Annotated in this window: 20 protein-coding genes; 17 read left to right on the top strand and 3 right to left on the bottom strand. The window is 61.6% G+C overall.

Annotated elements, in window-relative coordinates:
* The first annotated feature begins 48 nt into the window (after positions 1 to 48).
* The 9 genes from EPZ47_RS23855 (at position 49) to EPZ47_RS23815 (ending at position 9,462) form a co-directional block, all read left to right on the top strand.
* Entirely contained in the window at positions 49 to 621 is a 573-nt protein-coding gene (locus EPZ47_RS23855) for a cupin domain-containing protein (protein ID WP_135846973.1), read from the top strand.
* Complete coding sequence (locus EPZ47_RS23850; RefSeq protein WP_135846972.1) at positions 618 to 1,610, top strand: fumarylacetoacetate hydrolase family protein; 993 nt, start codon at positions 618 to 620, stop codon at positions 1,608 to 1,610. The genes EPZ47_RS23855 and EPZ47_RS23850 overlap by 4 nt, the downstream gene beginning before the upstream one ends.
* Positions 1,601 to 2,608, top strand: coding sequence for an NAD-dependent epimerase/dehydratase family protein (locus EPZ47_RS23845; protein ID WP_135846971.1), 1,008 nt, complete (start codon positions 1,601 to 1,603; stop codon positions 2,606 to 2,608). The genes EPZ47_RS23850 and EPZ47_RS23845 overlap by 10 nt, the downstream gene beginning before the upstream one ends.
* Positions 2,595 to 3,380 (top strand): cyclase family protein, encoded by a 786-nt coding sequence (locus tag EPZ47_RS23840; RefSeq protein ID WP_135846970.1) that lies wholly within the window; start codon positions 2,595 to 2,597, stop codon positions 3,378 to 3,380. Before EPZ47_RS23845 ends, EPZ47_RS23840 begins: the two co-directional genes overlap by 14 nt.
* A gap of 2 nt (positions 3,381 to 3,382) precedes the next feature.
* The gene (locus EPZ47_RS23835) at positions 3,383 to 4,291 is read left to right on the top strand and encodes a LysR family transcriptional regulator (RefSeq protein WP_238346673.1); all 909 of its coding nucleotides are present in this window, start codon (positions 3,383 to 3,385) and stop codon (positions 4,289 to 4,291) included.
* A gap of 99 nt (positions 4,292 to 4,390) precedes the next feature.
* Positions 4,391 to 5,401, top strand: a complete 1,011-nt coding sequence (locus tag EPZ47_RS23830) for an ornithine cyclodeaminase family protein (protein ID WP_135846969.1) — start codon at positions 4,391 to 4,393, stop codon at positions 5,399 to 5,401.
* A 27-nt stretch (positions 5,402 to 5,428) separates the two neighbouring features.
* Positions 5,429 to 6,445: a dihydrodipicolinate synthase family protein gene (locus EPZ47_RS23825; RefSeq protein ID WP_135846968.1), complete on the top strand. Its 1,017-nt coding sequence runs from the start codon at positions 5,429 to 5,431 to the stop codon at positions 6,443 to 6,445.
* A 16-nt stretch (positions 6,446 to 6,461) separates the two neighbouring features.
* Positions 6,462 to 7,931: an NAD-dependent succinate-semialdehyde dehydrogenase gene (locus tag EPZ47_RS23820; RefSeq protein WP_135846967.1), complete on the top strand. Its 1,470-nt coding sequence runs from the start codon at positions 6,462 to 6,464 to the stop codon at positions 7,929 to 7,931.
* A 397-nt stretch (positions 7,932 to 8,328) separates the two neighbouring features.
* Positions 8,329 to 9,462 carry an FAD-dependent oxidoreductase gene (locus EPZ47_RS23815; protein WP_135846966.1) on the top strand — a complete coding sequence of 378 codons (1,134 nt, stop codon included), beginning with the start codon at positions 8,329 to 8,331 and terminating at the stop codon, positions 9,460 to 9,462.
* A gap of 73 nt (positions 9,463 to 9,535) precedes the next feature.
* Here the strand turns inward: EPZ47_RS23815 and EPZ47_RS23810 are convergent, their stop codons facing one another.
* Complete coding sequence (locus tag EPZ47_RS23810) at positions 9,536 to 10,270, bottom strand: EthD domain-containing protein (protein ID WP_135846965.1); 735 nt, start codon at positions 10,268 to 10,270, stop codon at positions 9,536 to 9,538.
* Between the two features lie 369 nt (positions 10,271 to 10,639).
* Between EPZ47_RS23810 and EPZ47_RS23805 the strand changes: the two genes are divergently transcribed.
* Positions 10,640 to 11,659: an alpha/beta fold hydrolase gene (locus EPZ47_RS23805; RefSeq protein WP_135846964.1), complete on the top strand. Its 1,020-nt coding sequence runs from the start codon at positions 10,640 to 10,642 to the stop codon at positions 11,657 to 11,659.
* A 77-nt stretch (positions 11,660 to 11,736) separates the two neighbouring features.
* On the opposite strand, the gene EPZ47_RS23800 is transcribed toward EPZ47_RS23805, so the two are convergent.
* The gene (locus EPZ47_RS23800; protein ID WP_135846963.1) at positions 11,737 to 12,618 is read right to left on the bottom strand and encodes a LysR substrate-binding domain-containing protein; all 882 of its coding nucleotides are present in this window, start codon (positions 12,616 to 12,618) and stop codon (positions 11,737 to 11,739) included.
* 148 nt (positions 12,619 to 12,766) lie between these two features.
* Here EPZ47_RS23800 and EPZ47_RS23795 point away from each other — a divergent pair, with 148 nt between their 5' ends.
* The 6 genes from EPZ47_RS23795 to EPZ47_RS23770 all read left to right on the top strand — a co-directional run bounded on the left by EPZ47_RS23795 (position 12,767) and on the right by EPZ47_RS23770 (position 20,137).
* Positions 12,767 to 14,404 carry a 5-guanidino-2-oxopentanoate decarboxylase gene (locus EPZ47_RS23795; RefSeq protein ID WP_135848060.1) on the top strand — a complete coding sequence of 546 codons (1,638 nt, stop codon included), beginning with the start codon at positions 12,767 to 12,769 and terminating at the stop codon, positions 14,402 to 14,404.
* Positions 14,401 to 15,849, top strand: a complete 1,449-nt coding sequence (locus EPZ47_RS23790) for an aldehyde dehydrogenase family protein (protein ID WP_135846962.1) — start codon at positions 14,401 to 14,403, stop codon at positions 15,847 to 15,849. Before EPZ47_RS23795 ends, EPZ47_RS23790 begins: the two co-directional genes overlap by 4 nt.
* A 216-nt stretch (positions 15,850 to 16,065) precedes the next feature.
* Complete coding sequence (locus tag EPZ47_RS23785; RefSeq protein WP_135846961.1) at positions 16,066 to 17,169, top strand: extracellular solute-binding protein; 1,104 nt, start codon at positions 16,066 to 16,068, stop codon at positions 17,167 to 17,169.
* 143 nt (positions 17,170 to 17,312) lie between these two features.
* Positions 17,313 to 18,221: an ABC transporter permease gene (locus EPZ47_RS23780; protein ID WP_135846960.1), complete on the top strand. Its 909-nt coding sequence runs from the start codon at positions 17,313 to 17,315 to the stop codon at positions 18,219 to 18,221.
* Entirely contained in the window at positions 18,218 to 19,066 is an 849-nt protein-coding gene (locus EPZ47_RS23775) for an ABC transporter permease (RefSeq protein WP_135846959.1), read from the top strand. Before EPZ47_RS23780 ends, EPZ47_RS23775 begins: the two co-directional genes overlap by 4 nt.
* Positions 19,067 to 19,081: 15 nt before the next feature.
* On the top strand, positions 19,082 to 20,137 hold the full coding sequence (locus EPZ47_RS23770; protein ID WP_135846958.1) for an ABC transporter ATP-binding protein: 1,056 nt from the start codon (positions 19,082 to 19,084) through the stop codon (positions 20,135 to 20,137).
* Between the two features lie 153 nt (positions 20,138 to 20,290).
* On the opposite strand, the gene EPZ47_RS23765 is transcribed toward EPZ47_RS23770, so the two are convergent.
* Complete coding sequence (locus tag EPZ47_RS23765; RefSeq protein ID WP_135846957.1) at positions 20,291 to 21,220, bottom strand: AraC family transcriptional regulator; 930 nt, start codon at positions 21,218 to 21,220, stop codon at positions 20,291 to 20,293.
* A gap of 327 nt (positions 21,221 to 21,547) precedes the next feature.
* Between EPZ47_RS23765 and EPZ47_RS23760 the strand changes: the two genes are divergently transcribed.
* On the top strand, positions 21,548 to 21,901 hold the full coding sequence (locus tag EPZ47_RS23760) for a putative quinol monooxygenase (RefSeq protein ID WP_135846956.1): 354 nt from the start codon (positions 21,548 to 21,550) through the stop codon (positions 21,899 to 21,901).
* Positions 21,902 to 21,921: the final 20 nt, after the last annotated feature.

The following is a 21,921-nucleotide window of genomic DNA, read 5'->3' as shown; positions in this document are numbered from 1 at the left end:
CCATCTTTACCCGCTGTCGCGTTTCGCCAACTGATTGAGGAGTCGAACATGCAACAACTTCCTGGTTTCAAACGCGTAGTCACCGGGCACGATGCCCAGGGCCGGGCGGTGGTCGCGCTCAGCGGACCGACGCCCAATAGCTTCCCGCTCAAGGCGGTACCCGGTACGGTCTTCCATGAGATCTGGAACAGTGGCGCCAGCCCGGCCGTGCTGGATAACGGTGACGACCCCACCAGCAAGCCGCTTCAACTGAGCCCGGCACCGTTGGGCAGTGTCATCCGCGTGGTGGATATTCCGCCGGACAGCGTGCAGAACCAGGTCAGTGCCGAGGATGCCGCGGCGGCCTTCGCCGAAATTGGCCAGGCCCATGCCGGGACAGGGCAGGCGGATTCCAAGCACAAGCTGATGCACCGCACCGAAACGCTCGATTATGGCGTGGTCACCGAGGGCGAGGTCTGGTTGGTGCTCGATGGCGAGGAGGTGCATCTCAAGCGCGGTGACATCGTCGTGCAGCGAGGCACCAACCACGCCTGGAGTAATCGCACCGAGCAGATGGCACGCATGCTGTTTGTCCTGCTCGATGGCCGCTTCGCCCCCGAGCTGCAAGGAGAGCAGGCATGAAGCTCAGTACCCTCAAGAATCACAGCCGCGACGGTCGCCTGCTGGTGGTGTCGCGCGACTTGGCCTGGGCGGTGGATGCCGGTGATATTGCCGCGACGCTGCAGGACGCCATCGATCGGTGGTCCGACGTCGAGGGCGCGTTGCGCGCGCGGTATGAGGCCTTGAATGCGGGCTCCCAGGCCGGTGCCTTTGCTTTCGATCCGCAGCAAGCCGCTGCGCCGTTGCCGCGTGCCTGGCAGTGGTTGGATGCCTCGTCTTTTCTCAGCCATGGGGAGCGGATGCAGAAGGCTTTTGGGCTCGATCCAATTGAAGGTGTTGAACACACTCCGCTGATGTATCAGGGCTGTGGCGATGATTTCCTGGGCCCCCACGATGACATCGTTCTACCGAGTGAAGCCCATGGCATCGACTTCGAAGGGGAGTTCGCGGTGTTGGTCGATGACGTGCCCATGGGCTGCTCGGCAGAACAGGCCGCAAGCCATGTCCGGCTCATTGTGCAAGTCAACGATGTCAGCCTGCGAGGGCTCGCACCACGTGAAATGAAGACCGGCTTTGGTTTTATCCAGGCCAAGTCCTCATCAAGTTTTGCCCCGGTGGCGGTGACCCCTGACGAACTGGGCGAAGCCTGGCGTGGTGGGCGGGTGCATTTGCCGTTGCGGGTGGATCGGAACGGGCAGTGGTTTGGTCACGCCAATGGCGGCGCCATGCATTTCGGCTTTCATCAACTGATTGCTCACGCGGCACTGACCCGACGCCTCAGGGCGGGCTGCCTGATCGGTTCCGGCACCGTTTCCAATGCCGACCCCAGTGTTGGCGCGGCCTGCATCGCCGAGCGTCGTGCGGTTGAGATGATTGAGCAGGGTGCCCCGCACACGCCCTTCATGCGCTTCGGTGATCGCGTGCGCATGGAAGTCTTCGATCAACAAGGGCAGTCGGTATTCGGGGCGATAGACCAGCGTGTCGTGTGCGGAGGTCTCCCATGCGCGTGATGATTACCGGGGCCAATGGTTTTGTCGGGCGGGCGCTGGTGCAACGATTGCTCGAAACCAATGAATTACAAGGCCAGCCGATCAGCGCGTTGATCCTGCTGGATAAAGAGTTGGTGGGGTTTGCACAAGATAAGCGCCTGCGCCGGCATTGCGGCAGCGTGACTGACGCTGCGTTGTTGCGTCGTGCGCTGGCCGATGGCATCGATGTGGTTTTTCACTTGGTGAGTATCCCCGGTGGGGCGGCCGAGCAGCACTATTCACTGGGCTATCAGGTCAACCTGCAGGCGAGCCTGGAGTTGCTTGACCAGCTGCGCGAACAGCCCGGCCGGCCGGTGCTGGTGTATGCCAGCAGCGTGGCGGTGTACGGTGGCGACCTGCCGGCGCGCATCGATGAGCGCGCCGCGCCGCGCCCGCAGCTGAGCTACGGTACGCACAAGGCGATGGTGGAAATGGCACTCAACGACCTTGCCCGCCGAGGCGAGGTGGACGGCCGAGCGGTGCGCCTGCCCGGCATCGTTGCGCGTCCACGTGAACCCAATGGCCTGCGTTCGGCTTTCATGAGCGATCTGCTGCATGCCTTCGCCGAAGGCCAGCCGTATTGCTGTCCGGTTTCGCCGCAGGCGCAGGCATGGTGGATGTCGGTGAAGTGTTGCGTGGATAACCTGCTACGGGCCGCCGAGCTGCCAGTCGCCGAGCTCGGCGACTCACGGGTCTGGCAATTACCGCTGTTGCACCTGTCCATTGCCCAGGTCATCGATGCCCTGGCCGTAGCCTACGGCCAAGAGCGCCGCGGGTTGATCAGCTTCGCACCGGATGCTGGCCTGCAAGCGTTGTTCGGCAATTTCCCGGCGATGAAAACCCCCCTTGCCCGTGCCCTTGGCTTTCGTCATGACGGCTCTGCCGGCGCGTTGATCCGTAATAGTTTGAATGCTGCTACCCCTGCGCGTCGTGCGCGTGGGCGGGTGGCGCTTGGAGTGAGCGAACATGCAATCGACTAAACGCCGTCTGGTGGACCTGTCCGTGACCCTGGACAACAACCCGTACACTGATCCACCACCGTTGCTGCCGAAAATCGACTACATGGATCACCAGCAAGGCTGGCCGGAAATGGCCGCGATGTTTCCCGGGCTGTCCAAGGAACAGCTGCCGGGCAATGAGTCCTGGGCCGCCGAACGCCTGCAGATCACCACTCACAGCGGTACTCATATGGATGCCCCTTGGCATTACGCCTCGACGACCGACGGCGGCAAGCCGGCTTTCGGCATCGACGAGCTGCCGTTGGATTGGTGCCTGCAACCCGGCGTGAAGCTGGATTTTCGTCACTTGCCGGATGGCCATGTGGTCAGCGCCGCCGAAGTGCAAGCGGAGCTGGAGCGCATCGGTCACGTGCTACGGCCGCTGGACATCGTCCTGGTCAACACCCGCGCCGGGGCGCTGTTTGGTCAGCCGGGCTATCTGGATGCCGGGGTTGGCATCGGCCGCGAAGCCACGTTGTTTCTGCTGGAGCATGGCGTGCGCGTGGTCGGCACCGATGCCTGGAGCTGGGATGCGCCCTTCAAGTACACGCGCGAACGCTTCGCGGCCACGGGCGACGCCTCGATCATCTGGGAAGGACACAAGGCCGGGCGCGACATCGGTTACGGGCAGATGGAGAAACTGGCCAACCTGGAGTGCTTGCCGGCCCATGGTTTCCAGGTGTCCTGTTTCCCCTACAAGATCCGGCACGCCTCCGCCGGTTTCGTCCGCGCCGTGGCGATTTTCGAGGAGTGAGCGTGCCTGTGGCCACTGCTTTGACGATTGTCGATCCTCGATGGACATTGTTCGTACGGGTCGCGGCGGCTGGAAGCCTGAGCAAAGCGGCTGTTCTACTGGATATGCCCCAGTCGATGGTGAGTCGAAATATCGCTCAGCTTGAAGCGCAGTGTGGCGAGCGGCTGTTCCAGCGTACCGGACGTGGGGTGGTCCTGACTGAGTTTGGCGAGCAGTTGCTGCCATGCGTATCGAGTCTTCTCGCGGACGCTGAAGGCCTGGCCGACGACATTCGTACCCGGCGTGGCAAGCCGGTGGGGGAGGTGGTCGTAGGGATGCTGCCGTCTGCGGTACGGCGGTTTGCCGGTACGCTTTTTGCGGCGGTGCAGGCGCAGATGCCGGGGGTGAGGTTGCACTTGATCGAGGGCGCGAGTGCTCAGCTCGAAGAGCAGTTGCAGGATGGGCGTCTCGACATGGCGCTCGTGTTGCGCGAGAACGAAGCGAGCATCGGCGAGGCGTATCTGCTGGCCAGGTTGCCGCTGCATTTGATCGGGCCGGCCAGTGATCCAGTCCTCGCTGAGCGGGACATTGCATTGAAGCAATTATCCGGATTGCCGTTGGTGGTCCCCGGGCGTCCCCATTTGTTGCGAGCCAGGCTCGATCACCTGGCGCTCGAGCACTTCATGGAACTGAGCGTTGCCGTGGAGGCCGACTCCGTCCAGCTCCAGTACGAAGTGGTTGCGGCAGGCGGAGGTTATGCGATTGCCTCTGTGCTACCGGGCTCGCTGGATCAACGGCTGATTTCATCGCGCATCGTCGAGCCCGTTCTCGAGCGTTTTGTCGTGCTTGTCGAGTCTCCCCGTCGTCCTGTGACGCGTGCCTCCCGTGAAGTGCGACGGTTGATCTGCAATCTGTCCATGCCATCGATTTGAGCGATAGCTGCTTTCGATCCCCAGCAGTATTCGGCGTGGTGCGCGCCTCGTAGGGTGTCAGTCAATCAATGGCTGATACCCGATTGCGAGGTTAGCGACATGCATGACTCCCCAGTGCCCCCAGTAGTTGCCCCGACGCTCTTTCTCAGCGACGCCGATGTCGCTTCGCTCGCCGACTGGCGCGTAGCCGTTGCCGCGCTCGCCGAGGCGTATGCCTGCCCGACATCGGATGCCATGGTGCCGCCGCGTTCCATGGCGCGGGGCGACGGTATCTGGCTGCGCAGCTTGACTGCCGTACCTCCCGCTGGCGGTCATATGGGTTGCAAATTGATCGCAGCCTCCATGCGGGCACGCTGCGCCAGCTACCTGATCGCCTTGTTCAATCAGCAAACCATGGCCCTCAGTGCGCTGATCGACGGCAATCGGGTGACGGGCCTGCGCACCGCTGCAACCGCTGCGTTGGCGGTCGATTTACTTGCGCCGCAACGAGCGCTGCGGGTGGGCGTGATTGGGGCCGGGTTTGAAGCCCGTGGCGCGCTGGACTGCCTTAAGTCGGTGCGGGATGTCGCCCAGGTGCGGGTGTTCAGTCCAACGCCGGCAAGCCGTGAGCGGTTTGCCGAAAGCTTCAGGCCTGGGCTGGATATCCAAGCGGTGAACACTGCGCAAGAGGCCGTGCAGGACTGTGACGTAGTGATTTGTGCCGCACGCAGTCGTGACGAATCTCCGGTGCTGCAAGGCGCGTGGCTTTCTGCGGGCGCTACGGTCGTGTCCTTGGGTTCCACCTTGCCTGAGCAACGGGAGGTCGACCCGGCCACGATGGAGCGAGCCGTTTGCATCGTCGCGGATATGCCGCAAGAGGTGCTTCACGACACCGGCGACGCGATTGCCGCGATCAGCGCCGGTGTTTATGTCGCCGACAAATTAGTCGCGCTGGCGGATCTGGTGGCGGGGCGTGTCATTGCGCGCCAAAACGAAAGCGACATCGTTCTCTACAAATCGGTCGGCTCGGCGCTACAGGATGTCGTCATCGCACAAGCGCTGTACGAACGCGCCAGGCAACAAGGCCTCGGCATCGAGCTGCCTGCCAGCATTGTCCCTGTCTCGAAATAACCCCTCCACTGATCGAAGGAAATCATCATGGCCACTTACAAGAAAGCTGATGCCCGTGCCTGGGCCCGTGAAAACCTGGTGGGCTGCTCGGCGGTCACCATCCCAAGCTTCAGTGCTGATCTCAAGCGGCTCAATGAACGTGGCATTCGCCACGATATCGAGCACACGGTTGGGCTGGGCTACAGCAGCACCTTGCTGTGCAGCGAGCTGGCGATCTCTGCCCAGGAAAACGCGCAATTCACCGCCTGGGCCCGTGAGTCGGGGAAAGACCTGATCCTGTTTTTCCACGCGGCGTTTGGCACGCTGGCGGAGAACATCGAGGCGGTGAAGCTCGCCGAGAATGCCGGTGCCGACATCGTCCTGCTCTCTTATCCACCGCAGTTCTGGCCGACCAGCGAGCAGGAAATCTACGACTACACCAAGTCATTCTGCGATGCGACCGAGCTTGCCGTCATGTTGTTCCCGATTCCGCTATGGGGCTTTGAGCGCGTGCATCCGGCGGGGATGTCGCTGGAGTTGGTTCGTCGTCTGTTGGCCGATTGTCCGAATATCGCGGCCATCAAGTCGGAGCAAGGGTTTCCGCTGCCGGCGGGCATTTGCGAAATGTATTACCACTTCCGTGATCAGGTCGTGATCAGTTGCCCGATTGAAGGTGATGCCATTCCGTTGATGAGCCTGATGAAGCTGCAGTTTTCCGGCACCAGCAACACCGCCTGGATGAGCGACTACTACCCGAAAGCTTTCGAACTGGCACGCACGGGGCGGTTCGAGGAGGCGATGGAGTTGTATTGGAAGGTCAATCCGGCACGCAGCGCCAACGGCGCCGCCGCGCAAACCTATGCCGGCGGTACCGGGGTGCTCAATCGCACGATGTGGAAATACCAGGACTGGCTCGCCGGCTTCAACGGCGGCCCACTGCGTGCCCCGGCGATGCGCGTGCCGGATCGCCTGATGAAGTCCCTGCGTCAAGGGCTGGTTGCGGCGGGCCTGCCGGTGACTGCCGATCCCGATAGCGCCTTCATGATCGGGCGTCACCCTTGCTGATTACGAGGATTGCCAAGTGAAGCATTTACTTAAAGACCCCACGCTGTGGCGTACCGGTGCCTACATCGCTGGCGAGTGGCTGAACGAGACACCGCACGGTCAGTACACCCTGCGTAATCCGGTGGATCAAGCGGTGCTCACCGAGCTGCCGCGCTGCCGCGTGCCCGAAGTACGCCGGGCAATCGATGCGGCGCATGAGGCCTTTGGTCCATGGCGACGCTTGACGGCTAAACGCCGTGGCGAGGTGCTGCGCCGTTGGTATGAGTTGATGGTCGAACACCGTGAGGACATTGCCACGCTGATTACCCTGGAGGAGGGTAAGCCACTGGAGGAGGCCCGTGGTGAAGTCGATTACGCCGCCTCCTTCGTCCGCTGGTTTTCGGAAGAGGCCACGCGGGTGCGCGGTGACATGATCCCCGGTGTGAAAGACACCCAGCGTATCGTCGCATTGCGTGAGCCCATCGGAGTCTGCGCCGCCATAACGCCGTGGAACTTCCCGGCCGCCATGATCACCCGCAAGGCCGCTCCGGCACTCGCCGCGGGCTGCACGATGGTGGTGAAACCGGCAAGCCAGACGCCGATGACGGCGCTTGCCCTCGCCGAACTTGCCCAGCGTGCCGGAGTGCCAGCGGGTGTCTTCAGTGTGATCACCGGTAATGACACCCGGGATATCGCTGGGGAACTCACGGCCAACCCGTTGGTGCGCAAGCTTACGTTTACCGGTTCCACTGAAGTGGGCCGACTGCTGTTGGCGCAAGCGGCGCAGACCGTCAAGAAATGCTCGATGGAGCTGGGCGGCAATGCACCCTTCATCGTCTTTGACGATGCTGACCTTGATGCGGCTGCCGACGGAGTGATGTTGGCCAAGTTTCGCAACGGCGGCCAGTCGTGCATCGGCGCGAATCGGGTGTTGGTGCAGGCTGGGGTGTATGACGCACTGGCCGAGCGCATTGTCGAACGCGTGGCACGGCTTAAAGTGGGCAACGGTCTGGAGCCCGGTGTGCAGGTGGGGCCGTTGATAGACGCCGCCGCGGTGCAGAAATCCCAAGCGCTGGTCGATGATGCGCTGGCGCACGGTGCCCGCCTGTTGGCCGGCGGTAGCCGTCATGCAATCGGTGGCGGGTTCTTCCAGCCTACGGTGCTGGCGGATGTGACACATACGATGAAGGTTGCCCAGGAGGAGATCTTCGGCCCGGTCATGCCACTGTTGCGTTTCGAGACGGATGACGAGGCGATCACCATGGCCAACGACAGCGAGTATGGCCTTGCCGCCTACTTGTTCAGCCGTGATGCGGCGCGGATCTGGCGTAACGCCGCGCGCATTGAATCGGGCATGGTCGGGATCAACTGCGGGTTGATCTCGAACGAGGTCGCCCCCTTCGGTGGTGTAAAGCAGAGCGGTCTTGGTCGGGAAGGATCCCACCTTGGGATCGATGAGTTCCTTGAGGTGAAATACCTCTGTTGGGATGGCTTGGAAAGCGTTTGAGCTAATGGAGTTAAAGGCCCTTGGAGGCCCGCTCCCACATCGGGTTTGTGGGTGTTCACCGCATCTGCACACAACACAAAAACCTGTGGGAGCGGGCTTGCTCGCGAAGGCGTAGGCACACCCAATATCACCGTCAACTGACCCTCCGCTATGGCGAGCAAGCCCGCTTCCACATTGGGTGTGTGGAGGGCACAGCGACAGCCATCTTCTCCAGCGATACCTCGGATTGTGGAAAGCGATTTCAGCGCGGATAGCCGATTCGATAGTCTCGTCGTTGATCCGGCTTTGTCAGTCGGAATTTCATGAACTTGCGGCATTGAGTCGATAGTGCTGCAGAGCTCGTCGGTGCGCCATGCAATGTCAGCCCGATTGAAATAAGAATAATTAGGAGAGCGTGATGATTGCAGCAGTCAATAAGGTCCTGGTCATCGGAGGAGGGTTTTCCGGCATGACCGCGGCTATCCAGCTTGCCCGTCAGGGCGTCGAAGTCGACCTGGTCGAAATAGATCCTTTGTGGTGTCCCCTGGGGGCTGGTATTACGCTCAGTGGGCCGACGTTGCGAGCGCTTGATACGGTCGGCATCCTTGAAAGGGTGGCCAGCGAAGGGTATCTGTCGACCGATTTCGATGTGTTTTCACCCGCAGGCGACCTGATCGTGCAGTTGGCGCTGCGACCTCCGGTCAGCGATAAACAGATTCCCTGTGGCGGCGGCATCCTGCGCCCAGTGCTGGCGCGAATTTTTGCCGATAAGACCCGGGAAGTCGGCACTAACGTGCGCCTGGGCATTACGTTCGACAGCATCGTCGAGCACGTGGATGGCGTTGAAGTGTCTTTCACCGACGGTACTTGCGGGCGCTACGACCTGGTCATTGCCGCCGATGGCGTGCATTCGCGTATGCGAACGGACTTTTTTCCAGAAGCACCCTCGCCAAAACCCATTCACCAGAGTGTCTGGCGTGCGGTGCTCAAGCGCCCGCCGGAAATCGTGCGGCCCAGTCATTGGCTGGGACGCACCAAGGTCGGCGTCAATCCGATTTCCGAAACGCACATGTATATGTTCCTCATGGAAAGCCGCGATTTTTCCGAATGGATTGACCCGGCCAATTGGGCAAGCGAAATGGCACGTCTTCTGGGCGAGTTCCCGGCCCCGATCCTGCAAACGCTGGTGCCGCAACTGTCCGAGCCGGGCGCCAATATCGACTACCGCCCGCTGGCCAATCTGTTGGTCCCGCTGCCCTGGCACAAAGGCCGCATCGTGATGATCGGGGACACGGTGCATGCCACCACGCCACATCTGGCTTCCGGGGCTGGCATTGGCATCGAGAGCGCCATCGTGCTCGCCGAAGAACTGTTCGCAGGTCACGATCTACAGGCGGCCCTGAGCCGGTTTGAAGCGCGGCGTTGGGAACGTTGCCAACTGGTGGTCGAGAATTCCGCACGGCTGTGCGAGATAGAAAAAAGTGGGGGTGACAAGGAAGAGCATGCTCAGATCATGCGCGAGTCCACTGCTACGTTGGCTGAGCCAATCTGAGTTAAATGAGTCGCTGTTCTACATCTAACCGGCATTGAAGTGATGTAGAACAGCCGCCCCATTGATTAAGTTGTTACTGGCTCAGATCCATAATGACCACCTCTTTGACATACACGAAAAAAGACTCTGAGGACAGCACGACGCCTTCGTCAGAAAGCTGTTGGAACAGTGCTCGCTGATATTGGCGAAAGATAGAAAAGTCGGCTTCATGTTCAAACCACATGCTGCAAACCCCTTCGTATACCGCGATGTCTGGTCCGAAGTAGGAGGTCACTCGGTCACCTTCGGGCAGGTACCTGGAACGCACATGTCGGCGTAGCGCCTTTTGGAAATCTGGGTATTGATTGGTGATCGCATCGTGGGCCAGGTCCCACTGGGTGAAAAAGGTATCCAGGGTCACAGCCGGGTTCTTTTTCAGGAAGACCATCGCCTTCCATTCGAGGGGGGCGGCACCGGCGTTGGAGGTCTCTAGCTCATCCATCAACTGAGCGGCCTGGTTGGCCAGGTCAGCGAAATTTCTTGCATCAGGTCCGACGGTTTGTTGGGTATAGGGATCGCTGAAGGTTTGAATCAAACCTGACATGTCGTCAAAAAATAACTCCGTGATGGAATCCCTGTGGAAGGTTTTTGTGTAGGTCATGTCGGCGTCAACTCCGAACGCCGCGTCGATGACATGATTCTGCACGTATCGTTTGACACCCAAGGGTTTGGCTCGAGCGATTTTTCCGTGCTGGTGCTCTATATAATCCAAAAACTCAGCGTGGGTCATTCCGGGTTTTCGGCGTACGGCGGCTAGCATTTTAATCATGATGACTCTCGCGTCTGGCAGGGTTTAATTAAATTGTTTTTGTCGTTCTAAACACTGAATGCGGTTTTTTCAGAAGGTATGCACCGTAAGACTTTTTCAGACATGAACGATAAGTCGAAAAAAGCCCCGATAACCAATCGGTGTTTCTGTTGGCAGGTATCACTAAACAACATGCTTGACGAGATTTGCTCTCGGCCCGGAAGAACACGTCGAACCCGGCCGCCGGGTATCCTCGGCCAGCACCTCGATCGATCCGGCTGGCAACCACTGGGCAATCTTCATCAAACTGTCACGAAACTGTGGCAGCGCGCTTGAACAAACTTCATCAGACTCGCGCTCTACTGGGGTTCTGCGTTTCGGTGTTTCTTCATGCGTGTATTCATTTTCCTGGCCGCGTTGTTGTTCGGCCTGCCGTCGATTGCGGCGTCTCGGTGTGACGTCAATGTTGCGACCCAACGGGTCGATCTGGAGCAGGTCAGCCTGGCGTACCAGAGCATCGGCCGTGCCTCGGATCCGGCGTTGCTGTTGGTGATGGGGCTGGGCGGGCAGCTGATCCATTGGCCGGATGAGGTGGTGGTTGCCCTGTGCGAGCAAGGTTTCCGGGTGATCCGCTACGACAACCGCGATGTGGGCTTGTCCACCTGGCGCCAGGCGCCGGGCAGCGCCAACCTGACCTTCGAAGCCCTGCGCTACAAACTCGGCTTGCCCGTGGCCGCGCCCTATACCTTGACCGACATGGCTGACGACGGACTGGGGCTGATGGACGCCTTGCACGTGCAAAGCTTCCATGTACTGGGGGCAAGCATGGGCGGGATGATCGCCCAGCACATGGCGGCCATGGCACCCGAGCGGGTTGAAAGCCTGACCCTGATCATGACCAGTTCCAGCGCCGCAGGCCTGCCGGCGCCCAGCGAAAGGCTGGTGCAACTGTTGTCCCGGCGCGGTGCGCCGAATCGCGAAATGGCCCTTGAGCAGCAGGCCGATCTGCTGGCCGCCCTGGGCAGCCCGATGGTGGTCGACGACCGCCAGGTGCTGCTGCATCAGGCGGCACTGGCCTATGACCGGGCCTTCAACCCCGAGGGCGTGAAGCGCCAGATCATGGCGATCATGGCCGAGCCGAGCAGGGTGGCGCTGCTCAATCAACTGCGGGTACCGACCCTGGTCGTTCACGGCACTGCTGACCCGTTGTTGCCGGTGATGCATGGTGTGCATCTGGCGGCGCACATCCAAGGCAGCCAGTTGAAGCTGATCCCGGGCCTGGCCCATCGTTTCCAGGATGCGTTCAAGGCACCGTTGCTGGGGGCGGTGTTGCCTTACTTGCAGCAACACCGCGAAGACACCTCGCACTGGGCGCAGATCGAGCCGGTACAGGCGCCGAATCTGCTCTGATAAAACACTCTTTCTAAAAGCTTGCCCTCTGTGGCGAGGGAGCAAGCTCCCTCGCCACAGAGGGCTGTGCGAAGCGGCTACCGCGCTCGGGCCTGCTCCACCAACCAGCCCATCAACTCCTGCAACGGTTCCGACGCCTCGGGTTTGCGCGGGTGCACCAGGTGATAACCCAAGCCGGTCTTGACCTTCAGCTCGAACGGCATCACCAGCCGCCCGGCGCTCAGGTCGTCGCCGATCAGCGACCAGTCGCCAATCGCCACGCCCGTGCCCTGGGACGCCATGGACATTGCCAGGTCGAGGGTTTCGAAATGCTGACCCTTGCTGACGTTGCTCAAGTGCACATTCGCCACCTCCAGCCAGGCGTTCCAGTCGCGCTCGTCACGGGTGGGGTGCAACAGCAGGTGTTGTTGCAGGTCGGCGGGTTCACGCAGCGGCACGGAGCCTTCCAGTATCGGGCGGGAACACACGGGGGTCAGTTGTTCATCAAACAGGTGCAGGCACGCCAGTGAGGCGTCGGGTGGTGGGCCATAGACCACCGCGGCGTCGAAGGCTTCGCGCTGGAAGTCCACACCGTGCCTGACCGTAGTGGTCAGTTCCACCGGCACGTCCGGGCGTTCCTTTTGCCATTGCAACAGGCGTGGCAGCAACCAGCGCATCACACAGGTCGGCGCCTTGAGTTGCAGGGTCTGGCGCTTTTCGCCGATCTGCTCCACCGCCTCGTCGATCAGGCTGAACACCTGCTGTACCCGTGGCAGCCAAGCCTGGCCCTCGGCGGTCAGGCTCAGGCCACGGGCCTGGCGCTGGAACAGCGCATAACCCAAATGATCTTCCAGCCCGGCGATCTGCCGGCTCACCGCGCCTTGGGTAATGTGCAGTTGTTCGGCGGCCCGGGTGAAGTTGCAGCATTGGGCCGTGATCAGAAACGTGTGCAGTGCCGGCAGTGGGGGAAGTCGTTTCATTTCGGATCCAAGCCATGACGTGAGGACATGGCTAGTATGACTTTTTATCCATTGTTGCGGCTATGGCCGGCCCGTTCCAATAACGCCATTCCAAGGACAAAAAGAGCCTCGCAGGGCTCAGTCCAAGACAAGAAAAAAGGTAATGGCAATGGCGACGTGCGGCGAAGTATTGGTCAAGTTACTCCAAGCGTATGGCGTGGAGCAGGTATTCGGCATTCCCGGCGTGCACACCGTCGAGTTGTATCGCGGGCTGGCCCGTTCCAGCATCCGCCATGTGACCCCGCGTCACGAACAGGGCGCAGGCTTCATGGCTGACGGCTACGCCCGTGTCAGCGGCAAGCCCGGCGTATGTTTCATCATCACCGGCCCCGGCATGACCAACATCACCACCGCCATGGGCCAGGCCTACGCCGACTCGATCCCGATGCTGGTGATCTCCAGCGTGCAATCGCGCAGCCAGTTGGGCGGCGGACGCGGCAAGTTGCATGAGTTGCCGAACCAGGGTGCGTTGGTGGGCGGGGTGGCGGCGTTTTCCCACACGCTGATGTCCGCCGCCGAATTGCCCGGCGTGCTGGCCCGGGCTTTCGCTTTGTTCCAGGCCGGGCGTCCGCGGCCGGTGCATATCGAAATTCCGTTGGATGTTTTGGTCGAAGACGCTGACGCTTTGCTCGCCAGCACACCGGTGAGCATCAGCCGTGCTGGCGCTGCACCGTATGCCGTGGAGCAAATGACGGCCATGCTGGCGACGGCCAAGCGGCCCTTGATCCTGGCCGGTGGCGGCGCCATCGACGCAGCGGTCGAATTGACCGAACTGGCCGAACGCCTCGGCGCGCCAGTGGCGTTGACCATCAACGCCAAGGGGCTATTGCCGTCCCGGCATCCTCTGCTGATCGGCTCGACCCAGAGCCTGGTCGCCACCCGGGCGTTGGTGGCCGAGGCTGATGTAGTGCTGGCCATCGGCACCGAACTGGCCGAAACCGACTACGACATCACCTTTGCCGGCGGTTTCGAGATCCCCGGCGCGTTGCTGCGTATCGACATCGACCCGGACCAGACCGTGCGCAACTATCCGCCGCATCTGGCGCTGGTGGCCGATGCTCGCACCGCCGCCCGGGCCTTGCTCGACACGTTGAACGCGCAACCCTTGGCCGAGCGCCGCAACGATTGGGGCGCGGCTCGCGCTGCGCGGTTGCGGGCCGATCTGGCAGGGAGCTGGGACGCTGCGACCCGCGCCCAAACCCTCTTCCTCGACACTGTCCTGCAGGCGTTGCCCGAGGCGATATTTGTCGGCGACTCCACCCAACCGGTGTACACCGGCAACCTGACCTTCAACCCGGAGCAGCCGCGCCGCTGGTTCAACTCGTCCACCGGCTACGGCACCCTCGGCTATGCGTTGCCGGCGGCCATCGGCGCCTGGCTCGGCGGTAGGGACCTGGGGCACGGTCGCCCGCCGGTGGTGTGCCTGATCGGCGATGGCGGGTTGCAGTTCACCCTGCCGGAGCTGGCCAGCGCGGTGGAAGCGCGTACGCCAGTGATCGTGCTGCTGTGGAATAACCAGGGCTATGAAGAGATCAAAAAATACATGGTCAACCGCGCCATCGAACCGGTGGGCGTGGACATCTACACCCCGGATTTCATCGGCGTCGCCAAGGCGCTGGGTTGCGCTGCACAAGCCATCGATGGCGTGGAGCAACTGCACGGTGCATTGCTCGCTGCCAGTGATCGGCAAGGTCCGACCCTGATCGAAATCGATCAGGCAGGCTGGATGGCAGAGGTGTCGAAATGAGTTTCCTCACCACGCAAGACGGGCTGTACATCAACGGTAAATGGTTGGCCGGTGATCAACCGCTGCGGGTGATCAACCCGGCGACCGAGGCGCTGCTGGCCACCGTTTATGGCGGTGATGAGCACGCTGTCGATCAAGCCTTGAGTGCCGCTACCCAGGCTTTCGGCCCATGGTCGAACACCCTTGGCACCGAGCGCGGCGCACTTTTGCGCCGTATTGCCGCTGGCGTGCAGGCCGCTCGTGAGCGGCTGATACAGCTGCAATCGAGCAACAACGGCAAACCGTTGTTCGAAGCGGCCATCGATGTCGACGATGTGGTCGCCACCTTCGAGTACTACGCCGAGCTGGCCGAAGGTCTGGACGCCCGCCAGGACAGTCCGCTGGCATTGCCCAGCGATGATTTCAGCGCACGCCTGCGCCGCGAACCCTGCGGCGTGGTCGGCTTGATCGTGCCGTGGAATTTTCCGATGGTCACCACCGCCTGGAAACTCGCTCCGGCTTTGGCTGCCGGGTGTTGCGTGGTGCTCAAGCCTTCGGAAGTCACGCCGTTGCCGGAGTTGGAACTGGCCGCGATCATCGCCGGCTGCGGTTTGCCGGACGGGGTGTTCAACCTGGTGTGCGGCACAGGCCTGGCAGTCGGGGCGCCGCTGGCGGCGGACCCACGGGTGGCGAAGATTTCCTTCACCGGCAGCAATGCGGTGGGCGTGCAGGTGATGCAGCGGGCGGCGGAAACGGTGAAGGGCGTGAGCCTGGAGCTGGGCGGTAAATCGTCCTTACTGGTGCTGGCCGATGCCGACCTGGACCTGGCGGTGGAACTGGCCTGTGGCGGCGGTTTCTTCAATGCCGGGCAGATGTGTTCGGCCACCAGTCGCGTGTTGGTCGCCGATGAGCTGGCCGATGAGTTCCTGCAACGGCTCAAGGCCCGCGCCGAGGCGATCCGCGTGGCCGACCCGTTCGACCCGGATGTGGAGATGGGCGCGCTGGTCAACCAGGCGCAATACCAGCGGGTGCTGGGGCACATCGACCGAGGCTTGAGCGCCGGAGCGACGCTGGTGAGTGGTGGGCAGCGACCGGCGCATTTGCCGCGCGGCTTTTTTTTACAGCCGACAATCTTCACTGACGTGCCCCTGGACAGTGCGTTGTGGTGCGAGGAGATCTTCGGGCCCGTGCTGTGCGTACGCCGTTTCAGCAGCCAGGCGCAGGCCATCGCCTTGGCCAACGACAGTCGTTTCGGCCTGGTGGCCAGTGTGGTCAGCCGTGATACGACGGCTGCCGAACAGGTGGCCAACGCCTTACAGGCAGGACTGGTGTGGATCAACGCCCCCCAGGTGATTTTCCCCCAGGCGGCTTGGGGCGGTTACAAGCAGAGCAGTCTCGGCCGCGAATTGGGGCCTTGGGGATTGGCGGCGTTTCAGGAAATCAAGCATGTGATCCGGGCGGTCTGAAGGCGCGTTATCAGGTCACGCATGCCTCGAAAAAAGGCATGCGCCAGGAACATGGCTTCAATGAGTTTTTTTCGATAGTCAGGGATTTTGCACAACCCCAGGATGGCCGCAGGCGGCGGCAAAGCCCAGGCAGTACGGGGCTTTGCTCGACGTCGAACGGTGCGGGCGCAGCGGTTTTTACCCACCTCATACTTAAAAGAATAAAGGGAGTCCTCCATGGGCGAGCATGATCTGAACAGACGTCAATTCATCAAGACCGCAAGTGTGGTTTCGGTAGCGGCGGCCGCCATGAGCGTGCCCTTCATCAGCGCTCGGGCCAGTGATACGCGGTTCGTCGGCAAGACCTTGCGCCTGCTCACTTGGTCCGACGACACCGGTCTGGCGGCGTTGCGCAACATCGCGGCGACCTTCGAGGCCAAGACCGGGGCCAGGGTCATTGCCGACCGCACCGGCAGCACGTCGGAAATGGTCGCCAAGCTCAAGGCCGGTGGCGACCGACCGCAGTACGACATCATCACCCTGGCAGGCGTCGGCGCCGAGGGCCTGGCCGCTGCCGGGCTGCTGGAAAAGCCCGACCTCAATCGCATTCCCAACCTGGCCGATGTGCCGGCGCAATACCGCACGGGCGCCGGCGGCCATGGCATTGGTTACCTGTTGTGGTGCAACAGCCTGGTCTACAGCACCCGGACCTTACAGCAGGCGCCGGGCAGCTACGCCGCGCTTTGGGATGCGGACCTGGCGCCGAATATTTTCCTGCCGCCGCCGAACTGGACCGAGGCCATGGACCTGATCATCATCGCCGCCAAGCTGGCCGGCGGTGACGAGCACAACATCGAACCCGGCTTCAAGAAACTCGCCGAGCTCAAGGACCGGGTGGTGACCCTGGGGGAAAACCCGAACCAGATCGCCGAGCTGTTTCGCACCGGTTCCCTGGACATGGGCGGGTTGTACGCGCCGGCGTTTTTCCCCAAGCAGATCCGCGACCCGGCTTACGGCCTGGGGGCGACGTTTGGCATGAAGGAGGGGTTCTACACCGACCTGATGCTCTCGGTCATGCCGAAAAACCGCCCGGGCGACACCGACCTGGCCTACGCCTTCATCGACCACTCCCTCGACCCGCTGGTGCAGGGCAAGATGGCCGAAGACATCTTCAACGGCCCGGTCAACGCCAAGGCCATCATCTCCGCCGAAGCGCGCAAGAGCCCGTACATCCTCACCCCGGAGCAAATCGCCGACAAGGCGATCATGCACGACAACGCGTTCCTGGCGACGGTGCATGACCAATGGATTCGCCGGTACACGGAAATCTTCTCTTCCTGATTCGAACTCCACTGTGTGAGCGGGCTTGCTCGCGAAGGCGGTGGAGCAGTCGATGGAGATATTGACTGTGCCTTGCCCTCATCGGAAATGAGTGGATCTGAAATTGTGTTTGTTCTGTCGTTTTCCACTGACGAGACCTTGCCATGGAACACCAACCGTTAGCTCATCCCCAGAGTGTTGCGCCCATGCGTGTCACCCGGGGTATTTCACCCACCAGCCGGGCCTGGCTTTTCCTGTCGCCGTCGATGTTGTTTCTCGGTGTGCTGATCGCTGCCAGTCTGTTGGTGCTGCGCATGAGTGTCGGCACCAAGGGCGCGGAGTGGAGTGGGTTCAGTCTCGCCAGTTACGGGCAGTTGCTGGAGCCCTATTACCTCAAGTCCCTGCTGCTGACCTTGCGCCTTGCGTTGATTAGCGCGGTGATCGCCGTACTGCTGGCGATCCCTGTGGCCTACACCATGTCGCGCCTGGCCTCGCCATTATTGCGGCGGGTGTTCCTGGCGGCGGTGCTGTTGCCGTTGTTGGTCAACCTGCTGCTGCAAAGCTATGGCTGGCTGGTGATCCTTGGTCCTGCCGGCATGCTCAATCAGGCGCTCATGGGCTTGGGCCTGATCAAGCGGCCGATCATGCTGCTGTACAACCAGAATGGTGTGTTGATGGGTCTGGTCCAGACGGCATTTCCACTGGCCGTGCTGCCCATCGCCAGCGCCATGCGTGGCGTTGCCCGCAGTTATGAAGAGGCCGCCGCCACCCTCGGCGCCAGCCGTTTTCAGGTGTTTCGCCAAGTGGTGCTGCCCATGAGTCTGCCGGGCATCATCACCGGCGCGACATTGGTGTTTGCCTACAACGCCAGCAGTTTCGTCGTGCCGCTGCTGCTGGGTGGTCGACGGGTGCCAATGTTGGCGGTGATGGTCCACGACCAGATCGCCCCGTTGATGAACTGGCCGGCCGCGTCCGCCGCCGGGGTGGTGCTGATCGTCACGACGCTGATGATCATGACCCTGTCCGAATATTTCACCGGCCGTCGTCGGCGGATGCTGGAGGCTTCTCAATGAGTGCGCTGACTAAAAAACGCCAGTCGCTGTTGCCCGGTGAAACCGGGCGAGGCGTTGGGCTGCTATCGGGCTTCATCCTGCTGTTGGCGGTACTGCCGATCCTGACCATGATCGTCATGTCCTTCAGCGGCGCCGCGAACCTGGATTTCCCACCGAGCAGCTACAGCCTGCAATGGTATCGGGCCGCCTGGCATACCTTCGTCTCGCCGGATGCCAGCGACGTGTTGAGCCTGGGCCAGGCAATGGGGACCAGCCTGTTGGTGGCCTGCCTGACGATGATTTTCGCCACGCTGATCGCGGTGCCGGCGGCCTACGCGCTGACCCGTTGCGAGTTCCGTGGCAAGGCCGTGGCGCTGCAACTGATGTCGCTACCACTGGTGTTTCCCATGGTGGTGTTGGGGTTGGCGTTGCTGCTGGTGTTCGACAGCCTGCCGTTCCAGATGAGCACCTCGCGGCTGGTCATTGCCCACGTCATTTTGGCCTTGCCGTTCGTGGTGAAGAACTGCACCGCCGCCATGCTCGGCATCGGCAGTGAAGTTGAAGAGGCCGCGAGAATGCTGGGGGCCACACCGCAGCGGGCCATCGTCGATGTGGTGGTGCCGTTGATGAAATCGGGAATTCTCGCCGGGATGCTGCTGGCGTTCATTGTCTCGTTCAACGAATTCACCGTGACCTATTTCCTCTACACCATCGATGTCATGACCGTGCCGATCTGGATGTACAGCCGCACCGTGTCGTCCCTGGACCCCACCGTTTTTTCGTTTGCCGTGCTCATCGTGCTGATCGACTTCGTGCTGATCTGGGCGTTGGAGAAACTGGTGGGCGAGGGCGGCGTTTCCTTTTGATTTCGAGGTGAAGACATGACTGGACTGATACTGGAAAACGTCGAGAAACATTACGGCTCGGCCTGCGCGGTAACGGACGTTAACCTGCATTTGCCCGAGGGCAAGCTGGTGTGTTTCCTCGGGCCTTCGGGCTGTGGCAAGACCACGCTGCTGCGTATGATCGCTGGCCTGGAAAGCCTCAGCGGTGGCGAAATCCGCCTGGATGGCCAAGACATCGGCCATACCCCGGCGCACCTGCGCAACTTCGGCATGGTGTTTCAATCGCTGGCGTTGTTTCCCCACATGACCGTCGGCGAGAACATCGCCTATCCGCTGAAGCTGCGGGGCGTGAGCAAGGCCGAGCAACAGGCGCGGGTGGTGGAGTTGCTGGAACTGATCCAGCTCCAGGCGATGATCGATCGGCCCGTGGCCAAGCTTTCTGGCGGCCAGCGCCAACGCGTGGCGATTGCCCGGGCCATTGCCGCCCGGCCGAAAATCCTGCTGCTGGACGAGCCGCTGTCGGCCCTGGACGCCAAGTTGCGCGAATCGATGCAAGTGGAAATCCGCCAACTGCAACAGCGGCTGAACATCACCACCATTTTGGTGACCCACGATCAGCGCGAAGCCATGACCATGGCCGACATCGTGGTGGTACTGGGTGAGCATCGGGTGCAACAGGTCGGTACGCCGATTGAGATCTACCGGCACCCGGCCAATGAATTTGTCGCCGATTTCATCGGTTCAGGCAACATCTTCCCCGCGACCACGCTGGGCAACGGGCGGGTCGGGCTGCCGGGCGGGGATTCTCTGGAAGTGCCGGCCAGCCATAGCACCGTCGTCGGCGAGAAGATCAAGTTGCTGGTGCGCCCCGAAGACCTGCAACTGTCCGCGCCCCAGGTCGCGGCGGGTAATCGGTTGCTGGGCAAGGTGACGTTCGTGCGGGACATCGGCGCGACCGTCGAGACCACGGTGGAGTGTTCCGGGATTTCGTTCACGGCGTTGAGTACGCCTTGCCAGGGCATGGACCTGGGGATCGGGCATGCGGTGTCGGTGACGATACCGGCGCAGGCGTGTCGGTTGCTCAGTGCCTGAGTTCAAGAGATGAGGCGCTTCTACTGGCCCCATCGCGAGCAAGCTCGCTCCCACAGGGGATCTTCAGTGAACACAGATTCTCTGTTCACAACAGACCCAATGTGGGAGCGAGCTTGCTCGCGATGAGGCCGGCCCAGTCAACAAAAAAACGGATCAGACGGTCATCCGCAATCGCGCCAGATCCCGCAGCGGCGGCGCGCCGAACAGCCGGCTGTATTCGCGGCTGAACTGCGAAGGGCTTTCATAACCCACGCGATACCCAGCCGCCGAAGCTTCCAGCCCTTCGGCCAGCATCAGCCGTCGGGCCTCCTGCAGGCGCAATTGTTTCTGGTATTGCAGCGGACTCATGGCGGTCATGGCCTTGAAGCGGTGATGCAAGGTCGAGACGCTGAGGTTCACTTCCCGAGCCAGGTCATCGATGCGCAACGGCTGTTCGAAATGGCCGTTGAGCCATTTGATCGCCTGGCTGATGCGATGGCTCTGACTGTTGGTGATAGCGATTTCATACAGGCGATAGCCCTGTGGACTGCGCAGCAGGCGGTACAGGATCTCCCTGCGCACCAACGGCGCGAGCATGGCGATGTCTTTCGGGCTGTCCAGCAGCCGCGCCAGGCGCAGTACGGCATCGAGCATCGGCGTGTCCAGGCGCTCGACGTACAGGCCTCGCCCCGTGGGGCGGGTCGGCACGCCCAAGGGGCCGGCGTCGGCGATCAGCGCGGTGATTTCCGCCGGGTCGATGTCCAGGCGCAGGGCCAGGATCGGCTGTTCGGGCGAAACGGCGGTCACGCACCCACTCAATGGCATCGACACCGAGACCACCAGGTAGTGGAGCGGGTCGTAGTTGAACAGTTCGTCCGCCAGGTGCACCTGCTTGCTGCCCTGGGCCATGATGCACAGCGCCGGTTGTGCCAGCACGGGGGCAAATTTATGAGGCTTGCTGTGACGCGACAGGTTCAGCGAGCCGATGGCCGTGGCGTAGCTACCATCTTCGCTGGTGTTACGGTCGATGATCGATGCCAGTTCGGCGCGCTGTTGTTCCAGGTACGTGTCCAGCGGGACGTGGGCGTGATCGAGCGGCGACATGCCGGAATCCTCAGGAAATAGGGAGCGATGAACAAAGCTTAAGTTTGTGCAAGATGCAGCGATAGCCACATCCTGTTGAAAGCTTGCCTGATCCTGCACGGTACTTCGGATCAGGGCCGGACAATGCTGCTGAAACTTGCTTGAAACCTTTTGTTTCAACTATCCGGATTCCAGCCCTATCCATGTCGAGTTTTGTTACGTCGGTGGGCAGGATTGTGCAATGGGTCGGCAGGAATCGACTAACCAGGCTGGCGTGGCGACGCTTAACCTTTGATCCTGTCGCAGCCTGTCCCCGGCTGCACAACGGATTACCTGGGAGGGTTGAACATGTCTACACAGATCCCCGTCAGTCACATGGCTTTTGTCCGCGCCCGTGCCGGTTGCTCGAAGCAATTGGGGGCACGCCTGAGTACCCTGATCGCGCCTTCGCGCCAGGCCCCCGGTTGCCTGCACTTTGCCTTGCAACATTCCCAGTGTGATGCGGATCTGTGGCTGGTGTCCGGGCTCTGGTTCAATCAGTCGGCGATGGATGCCTACTTCAACTCTCCGGCCATGGCGATTTTCGCCGAGCTGGTGCAGGACCTGGTGGTCAGCAGCCTGGACTTCCACACCTTCAGGGACGTATCCGCCGCCCAGGCGACCGAAGGGTGTCTGGCGAAGGTACACAAACTGGCTGGTTGAAGGTTTAATGGCGGTCATTT

Origin of the sequence: Pseudomonas viciae (genome assembly GCF_004786035.1) — a bacterium.
Lineage (GTDB): Bacteria > Pseudomonadota > Gammaproteobacteria > Pseudomonadales > Pseudomonadaceae > Aquipseudomonas > Aquipseudomonas viciae.
Note: the sequence above shows the minus strand (reverse complement) of the source record. Positions and strands in the feature narration are given on the sequence as shown.